11 protein-coding genes are annotated in these 12181 nt (G+C 68.5%); 5 read left to right on the forward strand and 6 right to left on the reverse strand.

Features of this window, described 5'->3' with window-relative positions:
* Positions 1–28 precede the first annotated feature (28 nt).
* On the forward strand, positions 29–367 hold the full coding sequence (locus AC1MEM_RS13120) for a hypothetical protein (protein ID WP_499471021.1): 339 nt from the start codon (positions 29–31) through the stop codon (positions 365–367).
* On the opposite strand, the gene AC1MEM_RS13125 is transcribed toward AC1MEM_RS13120, so the two are convergent.
* Genes AC1MEM_RS13125 through AC1MEM_RS13135 form a run of 3 tightly spaced genes read right to left on the reverse strand, consistent with a single transcriptional unit; the run spans position 364 to position 4801 of the window.
* Positions 364–2784 (reverse strand): ABC transporter permease, encoded by a 2421-nt coding sequence (locus tag AC1MEM_RS13125; protein WP_499471023.1) that lies wholly within the window; start codon positions 2782–2784, stop codon positions 364–366. The two genes, AC1MEM_RS13120 and AC1MEM_RS13125, sit on opposite strands and share 4 nt — an antisense overlap.
* A complete protein-coding gene (locus tag AC1MEM_RS13130) occupies positions 2781–3461 on the reverse strand; it encodes an ABC transporter ATP-binding protein (protein WP_499471025.1) in 681 nt (226 codons plus the stop codon). The genes AC1MEM_RS13125 and AC1MEM_RS13130 overlap by 4 nt, the downstream gene beginning before the upstream one ends.
* A gap of 29 nt (positions 3462–3490) precedes the next feature.
* Positions 3491–4801, reverse strand: coding sequence for an efflux RND transporter periplasmic adaptor subunit (locus AC1MEM_RS13135; RefSeq protein ID WP_499471027.1), 1311 nt, complete (start codon positions 4799–4801; stop codon positions 3491–3493).
* Positions 4802–5018: 217 nt separating this feature from the next.
* On the opposite strand from AC1MEM_RS13135, the gene AC1MEM_RS13140 reads away from it, so the two are divergent.
* Together AC1MEM_RS13140 and AC1MEM_RS13145 are read left to right on the forward strand one after the other, a co-directional pair.
* Positions 5019–6362, forward strand: a complete 1344-nt coding sequence (locus AC1MEM_RS13140) for a sigma-54-dependent transcriptional regulator (protein ID WP_499471029.1) — start codon at positions 5019–5021, stop codon at positions 6360–6362.
* Entirely contained in the window at positions 6352–7584 is a 1233-nt protein-coding gene (locus tag AC1MEM_RS13145) for a sensor histidine kinase (protein WP_499471031.1), read from the forward strand. The genes AC1MEM_RS13140 and AC1MEM_RS13145 overlap by 11 nt, the downstream gene beginning before the upstream one ends.
* Positions 7585–7587: 3 nt before the next feature.
* On the opposite strand, the gene AC1MEM_RS13150 is transcribed toward AC1MEM_RS13145, so the two are convergent.
* From AC1MEM_RS13150 to AC1MEM_RS13160, 3 genes are all read right to left on the reverse strand, one after another.
* Positions 7588–7785: a hypothetical protein gene (locus AC1MEM_RS13150; protein WP_499471033.1), complete on the reverse strand. Its 198-nt coding sequence runs from the start codon at positions 7783–7785 to the stop codon at positions 7588–7590.
* A gap of 166 nt (positions 7786–7951) precedes the next feature.
* The gene (locus tag AC1MEM_RS13155) at positions 7952–9124 is read right to left on the reverse strand and encodes an ABC transporter substrate-binding protein (protein ID WP_499471035.1); all 1173 of its coding nucleotides are present in this window, start codon (positions 9122–9124) and stop codon (positions 7952–7954) included.
* Between the two features lie 343 nt (positions 9125–9467).
* The gene (locus AC1MEM_RS13160) at positions 9468–9917 is read right to left on the reverse strand and encodes a MarR family winged helix-turn-helix transcriptional regulator (RefSeq protein ID WP_499471037.1); all 450 of its coding nucleotides are present in this window, start codon (positions 9915–9917) and stop codon (positions 9468–9470) included.
* A gap of 174 nt (positions 9918–10091) precedes the next feature.
* Here AC1MEM_RS13160 and AC1MEM_RS13165 point away from each other — a divergent pair, with 174 nt between their 5' ends.
* A complete protein-coding gene (locus AC1MEM_RS13165) occupies positions 10092–11135 on the forward strand; it encodes an aromatic ring-hydroxylating dioxygenase subunit alpha (RefSeq protein WP_499471039.1) in 1044 nt (347 codons plus the stop codon).
* Entirely contained in the window at positions 11132–12088 is a 957-nt protein-coding gene (locus tag AC1MEM_RS13170; RefSeq protein ID WP_499471041.1) for a PDR/VanB family oxidoreductase, read from the forward strand. The genes AC1MEM_RS13165 and AC1MEM_RS13170 overlap by 4 nt, the downstream gene beginning before the upstream one ends.
* The last annotated feature ends 93 nt before the right edge of the window (positions 12089–12181 follow it).

The following is a 12181-nucleotide window of genomic DNA, read 5'->3' on the forward strand; positions in this document are numbered from 1 at the left end:
GGAGGTGGGTTGCATGCGCGGGCCCGGCATGCAGCCCATCAAAAAAGACCGCGCAGGCGTACGCCATCCCCCATGGCCGTCGAGTAAAGTCGGGCCATGCCCGCTTCGAAAACCTACCCCAGCACCCCCGACGGCCGCTACTTCGTCGTCGCCGGCCGCCTTTGGCGCACCAGCAATCCCGCGCTGGCGCCCGAGGCGCGGCAGGCGCTGGTCGACCAGCGCACGGGCGGCGGTCGATGCGGCCAAGCGCGCGCTGGGCGAACGCGGCCCCGTGTGGTGGCATGATGGCGCGCCCGACTTCAACCGCAAGCTCGCCGCCAACACGCCGTATGCCGCCTGGTACGCGGCGCTGAACCTCGACGTCTAACTGCGCAGCGCCTGCACCGGACTCATACGCATCGCCGTTGTCGTGTGCTTCGCGGTGGCCGCCAGCGCCGCAAGGACGGCCAGGGCGACCGCCGCCACCAGCGGCCACTGTCCCAGCGGCGCATGTTCGGCGAAGCCGTCCAGGTAGAAGCGGATCGCCAGCGCCGCCGCAGGCAAGCCGAGCAGGCCCGCCACCGCCACCGTCAGCCCGAACTCGCGTCCCAGGCGGCGGGCGATGGCGCCGTTGCTGGCGCCGTACAGCTTGCGGATCACGATCTCGCGCCGGCTGCGCTGCACCGTATAGGCCGACAGCACATAGATGCCGAAGGCTGCCAGCGCCAGCGCCACCAGGCTGGCTGCGCCCAGGATTTTGACCATGCGCAGGTCCTGCCGGTAGCTCTCGCCAAAAATGCTGGCGGCGCTTTGCTTGTACATCATCCCGTTCGGGAAGTACTGGCGCCAGACCGGCTCGATGGCGCGCGCCAGGGTTTGCTGGTCGAGTTTGCTGCGTACCGTGACCACGCTGTCGGCGTCCGTCAGGAAGTAGACGATCGGCCCCGGGCGTTCGCGCATCGACTGGTGGCGCACGTCCGGCGCCACGCCGACGACGGTCCGGTCGAAGCCGCCGCCGCCGGGCGCGAACGGTATCTTGCCGAGCGCGTCCTGCGCCGAGCGATAGCCCAGCGCCTTCACCGCCGCCATGTTCAGCAGCACCACCCTGGACGCGGGCTGGTCGCGTTCGGCGCTGAACAGGCGCCCGGCGACCGGACGGATGCGGTACAGGTCGAAGAACTCCGGCGACACCCGCTTGATCTCCATGCGGATTTCGCCGCCGTCGCGCTTGTCGAAGCCGCCTGTGATCTTGTTGACGTCGCGCCCGATCGCCTCGGCCGAAATCGCCGCGCCCTCGATGCCGGGCACGCGCGCCACGGCGCGGACGAAACCCGCCACCTGTTCGTCCTTCGCCAGCGGCATCTCCAGCAGCGTCAGCCCCCTTGGGTCGAAACCCGGATCGGCGGTGGTGGCGTACCAGGTCTGCCAGCCGACGGCCACCGTGACCCCGGCCAGCGCCATCGCGGTGGCGAACTGCAGCACGGTCAGGGCGCGCCGCAGCCACAGGTTGGCGGTGGTTTCGCTGCTGCTGTCGCGTCCCGCCAGCACGGTCGAGGCGCGCACCCGCAATGCGGTCCATGCCGGCCAGGCGCCGGCCGCCAGGCCCGCCAGCACGCCGAGCAGCAGCGCCAGCGCCAGCCGGCCCGGGGTGAAGAAACCTTCGAGCTTGCGGTCGACCAGGTCGGCGAACAGCGGCAGCAGGAGCCAGGCCAGCAGGACGCCGGCCACGGTGGCCAGCACCGCCACCAGCACCGACTCGGCCAGGAACTGGCCGGCCACGCGCGCCGCGCTCGCGCCCAGCACCTTGCGCATGCCGATCTCGCGCTGGCGGCGCAAGGTGCGCACGGTGGCGAGGTTGATCCAGTTGGTCATGGCCAGCGCCAGGATCAGCAGGGCGACACCGGCCAGCGCCAGCGTGCTGTCGCGCTGGCCGTAGTTGCGTTTGTCGCGGCCGCTGGCGAGGTCCGGGTCGAAATAGGCGTCAGGCAGGGCCGCCAGCCTGATCTCGACGCCGGGCGCAGTCAGCGAGCGGCCCATGGGGCCGATAGTCATGGATCGGTTCATGGGCGTGTCAAGGACAGCCGCCTGCAGCAGCGCCGTGAGCCGGGCGGGGTCCGCACCGGGCCGCAGCTTCAGGAATATCTGGCCGCGCGCATCTTCCGACGGGTGCAGGGTGCGGTCTTCCGGTTTCAGTGCGCGGCTGAGCGGACTGCCGAGCGCCTCCCAACGCATGGTGGTGTTCGCCGGCAGGTCGGGGATCACGGCCAGCACCTGCAGCACCTCGTCGCCCACGCCCACCGTTTTACCGAGGACGTCCGTCTTGCCGAACAGGCGCAGCGCGGTCTCGCGCGTGAGCGCCAGGCCGTCGGGCCGGCTCAATGCCGCCTGCAAGTCCCCGCTGAGCGGCTTGACGCCGAAAATCGGGCCGAAGGCCGGATCGACCGCGAACATCCTGACCGCGTGCAGCGCGGTGCCGGTACGTAGCGGATGCTGGACCTGGCGCGCCATCGCGCCTGCCTCCACCACGCCGCTGGCCAGCGCCGTGTCGCGCAGCGACAGCGTGGCGCGGGTGTTCCAGTCGGGGCGCGGGAAGAAATTGATGCGCTGCTTGACCACGTACACGCGTTCCCCGTCCGGCACATGGCTGTTGTAGTGCAGGCAGTAGGCGACAAAACCCAGCAGCAGGAAGCAGGCCGCGCAGGCCAGCGCCAGGCCCAGTACCGTGACTGCCGAATAGCCCGGCTCCTGCATCAGCTGGCGCCAGCCAATGCGAAAGTCGGCCGCGCTGTTAAGGGTCGCCTTCATGCCGCCCTCAGCGCGTCGACGACGATGCGGCCATCGAGCAGGTTCAGGGTGCGCGATGCCTGGGCCGCGTGGGCCGGCGAGTGCGTGACCATGACCACCGTCGTGCCTTCGGCGTTAATCGTGCGCAGCATCCGCATCACCTCGTCGCCGTGCGCCGTGTCGAGGTTACCGGTCGGCTCGTCGGCCAGCAGCAGGGCCGGGCCGGCCACCAGCGCGCGGGCGATCGCCACGCGCTGCTGCTGGCCGCCCGAGAGCTGCGAGGGTTTATGCTTTGCCCGGTGCGCCACGCCGAGTTTGTCGAGCATGGCGCCGACCCGCTCGCGCCGCTCGCGCACGCCCATGCCGTTGTACTCGAGCGCCAGTTCGACGTTCTCGAACACGTTCAGTTCGTCGATCAGGTTGAAGCTCTGGAAAATAAAACCGATGCGGCCGCGCCGCAGCCGGTTCAGGCGCGCTTCGCTCCAGCCGGCCACGTTCTCGCCGTCGAACAGGTAGTCGCCGGTAGTGGGCACGTCGAGCAGGCCGAGGAGGCCGAGCAGGGTCGACTTGCCGCAGCCCGAGGGGCCGGTAATGGCGACGTATTCGCCGGCCTCGATCTCGAGGTCGATCCGGTCGAGGGCCGTGGTTTGCACTTCGCCCGCGAGGTGGGTTTTACTGATGCCTGATAGTTTGAGCATGCCTATCCTTTTTTTACTTGGGTGAGAGATTACTGCGAAATGCTGAGTGCGGTCGACTTGTCGAAGGCCGCATAGCTGGAAACGATGACCTGTTCGCCCGGCCGCAGGCCGGCCAGCACCTCGACCTGGGCGTTGCTGCGGCGGCCCGTGCGCACTGCGCGGCGCTGCGCCGTGCGGCCATCGGCGCTTAATACGAAGACCCAGGCGCCGCCGCTGTCGCCGACCCAGGCGGCGGCCGGCAGCAGCAGGGCGCGCGCGGGTTCGCCGAGCGTGAGCTGGGCGTCCAGGCTCTGGCCGGGACGCAGCGACGCCGGCTGCGCGCCGGTGAACAGCAGTTCGGCGAGGAAGCGGCCTTCCTTGATCTGCGGGTAGACGCTGGCGACCTGCACCGGATAACGGCGGCCGTCGTGTTCGACCGAGCCGCTGCGCCCGGTCGCCACGCGGTTCAGGTAGAACTCGTCGATGCGGGCGGCGAGCTTGTAGCGGCCCGGGTCGTCGATCCGGCCGACGTTCTTGCCCGTGGCGATCGACTGGCCGACCTGCATCCGGAAATCGGTCAGGCGGCCGGCGACCGGTGCGCGTACCACCAGCGCGTCGACCGTTGCCTGCACCAGCTGCAGGCCGGTGTCGAGTCCCTTGATCGCGTGCTCGAGCTGGGACAGGGCGGGCGTTCGCACCCGGCTGTCGGCGGCGGCGCTGCGCTGTTCCAGTTCGATGGCGCGGGCTTCCTTGTCGAACGCATCGGTTGACTCTTCCAGCGCCACGGCGGAAATGAAGCCTTGTGCGGCCAGCCGCTCGTTCCTGGCGTGGCGCTTGCGGGCCTGCTCCAGGCTGAAGGCCAGCTCGTCGAGGCGGCGCTGGCGCGTGCTGCGGTCGCTCTCCTGGGCCAGGCGCAGGTTCGACAGGTTGTAGAGTTGCTGCGCCTGTTCGGCCTGGCGCGCCAGCAGTTCCAGGTTGCGCTGCGGGTTGGCGATGCGGAACAGCAGCTGGCCCTTGGTGACGACCTCGCCGTCGCGCACGAACACTTCCTCGATGCGGCCCGACTCCACCGAGTCGAGGATCACGGAGTCGAGCGCTTCGGCGTTCGCGCGCACCACCAGTTCGTCGCGGAAGACGCCGCGCTGGACGCTGGCGATCTCGAGGTCCCCACGCTGTACGCGCAGGCCGCGCGGGACCTGCTGCCAGAGGACGACAGCGGCGGCGAGCGCCAGTGCGGCCGCGGCGCAGGAGAGCAGGATTTTCCGGCCCCGTTTGCGCGGCACGATGGTGTCCATGGCGGCGCCGGTGGCGGCGCCGGTACCAGCGCCGGTACCAGGAGAAGGAATTGGTTGCAAGGACATGACAGGGCAAATGAAATGGCGACAGGGGCCTTCATTGCAAGCGCCGTGCCATGCCCGTTTTCGGCCGTCCTTGCCCGCTTTTGCGGCCAGCCTGTCCGGTCGTGAACAGGCCGGGTGTTCGATTCCGGACAGGTGTGCGGCAAGGCCAAACTAGTCGTGTCATCTGCTCATCTTCACTGCTAGAATGCCCCGGACTTCAACGCCTCGACCTGCCGCCATGGACCCGACGACCGCCCGCATTTTGATCCTCGACGACGACGCCGACGTGGCCTTCGCCGCGCGGATGCTGCTGCGGCGGCGCCATGGCGAGGTCACCGTGCTGCACGACCCGTCCCGGCTGCCGGCCGCGCTGGCCGGCGCCGCATTCGATGTCGTGCTGCTCGACCTGAACTTCACCCCCGGACGCACCGACGGCGCCGAAGGCCTCGCCGTGCTCGACCTGCTGCGGCGCCAGCAGCCAGCACCGGCGGTCATCGCACTGACGGCCTACGCCGACGTGCCGCTGGCCGTGGAAGCGCTCAAGCGCGGCGCCGGCGACTTCATCACCAAGCCCTGGGACAACGCGCGTTTGCTGGCCGCCGTCGATGGCGCCATCGCGCGCCGCGCCGCAGTTCCCGTGCCCGGTGCGGCCTCGATCCTGATGGGCGAGTCGCCCGCGATGGCGGCTGTGCGCGCGATGGTCGCCAGCGTCGGCCCGACCGAGGCGAATGTACTCGTGCTGGGCGAGAACGGCGTCGGCAAGGAACTGGTGGCGCGTGCGATCCACCTCGCCTCGAAGCGCGCCGCGGCGCCTTTCCTCGCAGTGGACATGGGCGCCTTGCCGGAAGCGACCTTCGAGAGCGAGTTGTTCGGCCATCGCAAGGGCTCTTTCACCGATGCGAAAGCGGACCGCGACGGGCGCTTCCAGGCCGCGCGCGGCGGCACGCTGTTCCTCGACGAAGTGGGGAACACGCCTTTGCCGGGCCAGGCCAGGCTGCTGGCCGCGCTGGAACGTCGCGAGGTAACGCCACTCGGCGCCGACCGGCCGCAGGCGGTCGACGTGCGCATCGTCAGCGCCACCAACCTCGAGGAAGCGAGCCTGTTCGACCCGGCCTTGTTCCGTCCCGACCTGCTGTTTCGCCTGAATACGATCGTGATCCGGGTGCCGCCCCTGCGCGAACGGCGCGGCGACATTCCCGGCCTGCTGCGCCACTACCTGGCGCACTACGAAACGCAGTATGGGCGGCCGGCGCGCGGGCTCTCGAACATGGCGCGGGCAGCGCTCCTCGACTGGCACTGGCCCGGCAACGTGCGCTCGCTGCGCCACGCCTGCGAACGCGCCGTGATCCTTGCCGCCGGCAGCGATTACGAGACCGGCGACTTCGGCCTCAGCGCGCCCGGGCCTGTCCCGGCGCCTTTACCGGCCCACCAGCCGCATGAGGACCAGACCCTGGGCGAAGTCGAACGCGGTGCGATCGCCGCCGCGCTGGCGCAGGCGAAGGGCAATATCAGCGAAGCGGCGCGCCGGCTTGGCCTGAGCCGCGCCGCGCTCTACCGCAAGCTCGACAAGCATGGCCTCTAGCCGCCGGATGCGGCTGGGCGCCGGCGCCGCCGCCAGCGCCATCCTTGCGCTGATGGCGCTGGCGGCCTGCGCGCAAGGAGCAGCCGGATCGCCGCGCCTGCTGGTGCTGTGCGCGTTCGCGGCGATCGCACCCGCGTGGATCGTGTGGCGCGCGCTGGCCCGGCTGGCGCCGCCCGCGCCACAGGCGGCGGCGAGCGGTCCGCCCATGCTGCAGCAGTCGCTCGATGCGCTGGTGCTCGAAGCGCGCCTCGAACATGCGCCGGTGGCGCTGTTCCTGATCGAACCGGCCGCATCGAGCGAGGTCGCACCCCTGAATGCCAACGCGCGCCAGCTGCTGGCCCCGGGCCGCGTCGTCGACCGCGCGGGCCTGTTCGCGCAGCTCGCCGCACAGCCTGCGAGCGGCCGGGCGCTGCTCGCCTTCGACACCGAACGCGGCCCCGAGCGCGCGATGGTGGCCATCTCCTCGCTCACCGTGCACGGCAAGGCGCAGCGCATCGCCGCGCTGCTGCCGGTCGAGAGCGAACTGGAATCCGAAACCCTGAACGCCTGGCGCCAGCTGGTGCAGGTGCTGACCCACGAGATCATGAATTCGCTGACGCCGGTTGCCTCGCTCTCGAGCACCGCGCAGGGCCTGCTGCTCGAGCTTCAGCCCCAGCTGGCGGGAGGGGGCGAGGCCGCCGCCGACCTGGGCACGGCGCTCGATGCGATCGCGCGCCGTGCCACCAGCCTCGCGGATTTCGTCGGGAGTTACCGCAGCCTGTCCAGCATGCCGGAACCGAGGCCGGAAGAGGTCGACCTGGGGCAGCTGTTCGCGCGCCTGTCGGCGCTGCTCGGCCCGGCCTGGCAGGCGCGCGGCGGCGAGCTGGCGATGCTGGTGGAGCCGGCCTCGCTGGCGCTGGTGGCCGACCCCGGCCAGCTCGAGCAGGCGCTGATCAACCTGCTGAAGAACGCCCTCGAGGCGACGTCCGGCCAGCCGGCGCCGCGCGCCACCGTGCATGCGCGCCTGGTGCGCGGCGCGCGCCTGCACATCGAGGTCGGCGACAACGGCCCCGGCGTGCCGGACGAGCTGGCGGCCCATATCTTTACCCCCTTCTTCACGACGAAGAAGGGCGGGCGCGGGATCGGCCTGGCGCTGGTGCGCCAGCTGGTGCATGGCAATGGGGGCACCGTCCGCCACGTGCGGCCGGTGACGGGCGGCGCCCGCTTCGTGCTCAGCTTCTGAGGCCTACAGGGGCGGCACCACGCCCGCGAACTGCAGCAGGTCGGCCATGCGGAAGTCGCCGCGATGGCGCGAGGGCAGGGTCGGTGTCCACTGCGGCGCGCTGCGCAGGTAAGCCCCCGGGTCTTCCCGCAGCAGGCCGACGAACACTTCGCCGACGATGCGCCCGCCGACCGGTCCCAGGCGCAGGCCGTGTTCCATCACCTCGGCTTCCTTCAGGAGCTGGAAATCGTTGACCGAGTCAGTATCGATAGCGAAAAGGGAAAGTCAAGCGGGGTGAGGCGGGGGACAGCGCGCTCCCGCCGGTGCGGGCGCGCTGTCTTTACGTATATTTACACCTGGTGCAGCCGCACGCCGGCAGGGCCGGCGCTTACTTGCCCGGATCCTTCTGGTTCGTGAACTGGTCGAACTCGACGTTGTACGGCTGGCCCTTGACGTTCTCGACCTTGCGCACATACACCGTCTGCACCACGTCGCGCGTGGCCGGGTCGATCATGATGGGTCCACGCGGGCTCTGGATCTTCATGCCCTTCAGGACCGCCATCGCCGCGTCGCCGTCGATCTTGCCGTTCAGTTTCTGGCTGACCTGGTAGATCGCGTTCATGCCGTCGTAGGCGGCCACCGCCATGAAGTTCGGGCGCCCGCCCTGCGGGTTGGCGGATGCGAAGCTTTTCAAAAAGGCGTCGTTCTCGGGCGACTTGTGGGCGGCCGAGTAGTGGAAGGTGGTGATCACGCCCTGCGTCGCGTCGCCCATCGCCGGCAGCACGTGGTCGTCGGTCAGGTCGCCGGTGGCGATGACCTTGATGCCGGCCGCAGCCAGGCCGCGCTCGCGGTAGCCCTTCATGAAGGCGATCGATTGCTCGCCGGCCGGCACGAAGACGAACACGGCGTCCGGCTTGGCGTCCTTGATGCGCTGGATGAAGGGCGCGAATTCCGGATTGCGCAGCGGGACGCGGATCGCTTCCGGGACCGACCCACCGTTCTTCACGAGGCGCTCGCTGAAGGCCTTTTCGGCATCGATGCCGGGACCGTAGTCGGCGACGACGGTGGCCACGTTCCTGATCTTGTTCTTCAGCGCCCAGTCGGCCATCGGCGCCGAGATCTGCGGCAGCGTCATCGAGAAGCGCGCGATGTAGTCGGATTTCGTCGTGATGATGGAGGTGGCCGCGTTCATGATGATCATCGGCTTTTTCGCCTGCTGGGCGATCGGGGCGACGGCCAGCGCTTCGGGCGTGAGGCCGAAACCGGCCAGGAAGTCGACCTTGTCGCGCACGACCAGTTCCTGCGCCAGGCGCTTGGCCACTTCCGGCGCCGGGCCGGTGGTGTCCTTGTAGATGATCTGGATCTTCTTGCCGGCCACCGTGTCGCCATGCAGGGCCATCCAGGCCTTGATGCCGCCTTCCATCTGCTTGCCGTAGTCGGCGAAGGGGCCGGAGAAGGCGGCGATCACGCCGACCTTGATGGTGTCCTGGGCGTAAGCGCCCGGGGCGATGGCGAAGGTGGCGGTGGCGGCGAGGGCCGCGGCGATCGTCGTGAGTTTCATGTGTGCGTCTCCGGTGATTGGTGTTGTTGGAAGTTGGCTTGTCCTTGCCACAAGCGCATCATATCCCGTTCATGCGTATTGTTGACAGGCTTCGGTGAGGCCGGACTCCTTGCGGGGTTCATGCTTCCGCGCAGCGGCCACCCCACGTCTCCCGTAGGATGGGCACTTGTGCCCATGCGGATTCAACACGCCACGAACAGGGCAGGCGACAGCCCCATGAACGGATGCGGTACTTGTTTGTAAAGCCGCCGATACGCGGACGCCGTAACGCGTGGGCACAAGTGCCCCCCCTACGGTGCGCATCCGATATCGGCTCCGGCTACCGTGCCTTGAGGACAGCTGGTCACTTCACCGCCAGCGGCGCGCGGCTCTGCTCGTTATTCTCATGCACCAGCTTCGCGAGCAGGCCCATGAACACCTGCTGTTCCTGCGCACTCAAGGGTTCCAGCAAGCGTTGCCGCAGCCGCTGCGCCCCCGGCACCAGGGCGTCCAGCAATGCCTGGCCGGCCGCGGTGATGGTCAACGCGCGCTGGCGCCGGTTATGCGGAATCACACGCCGCTCCAGCAGCCCCTTTTCCTCGAGCCGCGCGCACACGGTCGCCCCGGTCGAGGTATCGACCGCAGCCAGGCCGGCGAGCGATACCTGGTCGATTCCGGGATGTTCGGCCAGCCGGCTCAGGATCGCGTACTGCACCGGCGTCAGCTCGCTCCCCAATTCGTCGTAAAAAATCGACACCGAGATTTGCTGGGCGCGCCGTAGCAAGTGGCCCGGATGCTGGTACAGGTCGAGCATCTCGCCCCGCTCCTCATTTCGCTCCGCATGTGCTTTTTCTGTAGGCATATTTCTTAGTAGCTAATTGGTGCATCGCACCATCAAAAATGTTGAAATCCTAGTTTACTTCGTGCCGCAAACGCGTGATACTTTTTCCACATTCAGTGCACTGAATATTAAACCAAAGGAGACGAGATGTTCCCAAAAAATGCCTGGTACGTGGCCTGCACCCCGGATGAAATCGACGGCAAGCCGCTCGGCCGCCAGATCTGCGGCGAAAAAATCGTGTTCTACCGCGGCCAGGGCGGCAAGGTCGCCGCGGTCGAGGATTTCTGCCCGCACCGCGGCGCGCCGCTTTCGCTCGGCTTCGTCCGCGACGGCAACCTGGTCTGCGGCTACCACGGCCTGGAAATGGGCTGCGAGGGCAAGCCGATCAGCATGCCGGGCCAGCGCGTGCGCGGCTTTCCCTGCATCCGCAGCTATCCGGTCGAAGAGCGCTACGGCTTCATCTGGGTCTGGACCGGCGACAAGGAAGCGGCCGACCCGGCCACCATCCACCACCTCGAGTGGGCCGAGAATCCCGAATGGGCCTACGGCGGCGGCCTGTATCACATCAACTGCGACTACCGCCTGATGGTCGACAACCTGATGGACCTGACCCACGAGACCTATGTGCACGCGTCGACGATCGGCCAGAAGGAAATCGACGAGGCGCCGGTGACGACGAAAGTCGAGGGCGAGCAGGTGATCACGAGCCGCTTCATGGAGAACATCATGGCGCCGCCGTTCTGGCAGGCGGCCCTGCGCGGCAATGGCCTCGCTGACGACGTGCCGGTCGACCGCTGGCAGATCTGCCGCTTCAATGCGCCGAGCCACGTGATGATCGAAGTGGGCGTCGCGCATGCGGGCAAGGGCGGCTACCACGCGCCAGCCGAGCACAAGGCATCCTCGATCGTGGTCGACTTCATCACGCCGGAAACCGAGACCTCGCACTGGTATTTCTGGGGCATGGCGCGCAACTTCAAACCCGATGATGCCGCGCTGACGGACACGATCCGCGAAGGCCAGGGCAAGATTTTCGGCGAAGACCGCGAGATGCTGGAACTGCAGCAGCAGAACATCCTGCGCCACCCGGAGCGCAAGCTGCTGATGCTCAATATCGACGCCGGCGGCGTGCAGTCGCGCCGCATCATCGATGCGTGGCTGACGAAAGAGCAGACCAGGGAGTTCGCGCCATGAGCACCATTGAGGTTCGCGTCGCGAGCAAGCATGACGAGGCCGACGGCATCTGCAGCTACGAGCTGGTGCCCACCAGCGGCGCTGCGCTGCCGGCCTTCGAAGCCGGCGCCCACGTCGACGTCCATCTGCCGGGCAGCCTGGTGCGCCAGTACTCGCTCTGCAACGCGCCGATCGAGACCCACCGCTACCAGATCGGCGTGCTGCGCGACGCCGGTTCGCGCGGCGGCTCGGAGGCGATGCACGACCATATCGACGTCGGCTCGGTGTTGAATATCTCGGCACCGAAGAACCACTTCCCGCTGGTGGACGCCAGGCGCACGCTGCTGCTCGCCGGCGGTATCGGCGTGACGCCGATCCTGGCGATGGCGGAGACGCTGGCGGCGAAGGGCGCCGCCTTCGAGATGCACTACTGCGCGCGTTCGCCGGAGAAGGCGGCGTTCAAGCAACGGCTGGGCGAATCGCACCTGCGCGACCTGGTGCACTTCCATTACGACAGCGGCGACGCGGCGCAGAAGCTCGACATGGCGGCCTTGCTGGCGAATCCCGCCGCCGACACCCACCTGTACGTGTGCGGGCCGCAGGGCTTCATCGAGTACGTGCTGGGGACGGCGAAGGCGCAGGGCTGGCCGGCGGCGCAGCTGCATGTCGAGTACTTCAGCGCGGCCGCGGTGGACACGACGGGCGACCAGCCCTTCGATGTGAAGCTGGCATCGAGCGGCAAGGTGGTGACGGTGGCGGCGGGGCAGACGGTGATCAAGGTGCTGCTCGAGGCGGGCGTCGAGGTGCCGTATTCGTGCGAGGAGGGTGTCTGCGGCACCTGCCTGACGCGCGTGATCGAGGGCGTGCCGGATCATCGCGACATGTATTTGACGGAGGAAGAGCAGGCGGCGAACGATCAGTTTACGCCGTGCTGTTCGCGCTCCAAAACGCCGGTGCTGGTGCTGGATTTGTGATGGTGTTTTCGGTCGCGGGCGGGGCCCGGCGATGTGGATGAGCCACGCTATGTAGGGTGGGCTCCGCCCACGCGGGCGCGCCCTTGCATACCG

It is taken from the genome of Telluria sp. AIW5, assembly GCF_056680575.1.

Coding starts and splice junctions, on each gene's coding strand:
- AC1MEM_RS13130 (WP_499471025.1), bottom strand. CDS start 3,461: ATGCTCAAACTATCAGGCATCAGTAAAACCCACCTCGCGGGCGAAGTG.
- AC1MEM_RS13125 (WP_499471023.1), bottom strand. CDS start 2,784: ATGAAGGCGACCCTTAACAGCGCGGCCGACTTTCGCATTGGCTGGCGC.
- AC1MEM_RS13165 (WP_499471039.1), top strand. CDS start 10,092: ATGTTCCCAAAAAATGCCTGGTACGTGGCCTGCACCCCGGATGAAATC.
- AC1MEM_RS13170 (WP_499471041.1), top strand. CDS start 11,132: ATGAGCACCATTGAGGTTCGCGTCGCGAGCAAGCATGACGAGGCCGAC.
- AC1MEM_RS13145 (WP_499471031.1), top strand. CDS start 6,352: ATGGCCTCTAGCCGCCGGATGCGGCTGGGCGCCGGCGCCGCCGCCAGC.
- AC1MEM_RS13135 (WP_499471027.1), bottom strand. CDS start 4,801: ATGTCCTTGCAACCAATTCCTTCTCCTGGTACCGGCGCTGGTACCGGC.
- AC1MEM_RS13160 (WP_499471037.1), bottom strand. CDS start 9,917: ATGCTCGACCTGTACCAGCATCCGGGCCACTTGCTACGGCGCGCCCAG.
- AC1MEM_RS13155 (WP_499471035.1), bottom strand. CDS start 9,124: ATGAAACTCACGACGATCGCCGCGGCCCTCGCCGCCACCGCCACCTTC.
- AC1MEM_RS13140 (WP_499471029.1), top strand. CDS start 5,019: ATGGACCCGACGACCGCCCGCATTTTGATCCTCGACGACGACGCCGAC.
- AC1MEM_RS13120 (WP_499471021.1), top strand. CDS start 29: ATGCAGCCCATCAAAAAAGACCGCGCAGGCGTACGCCATCCCCCATGG.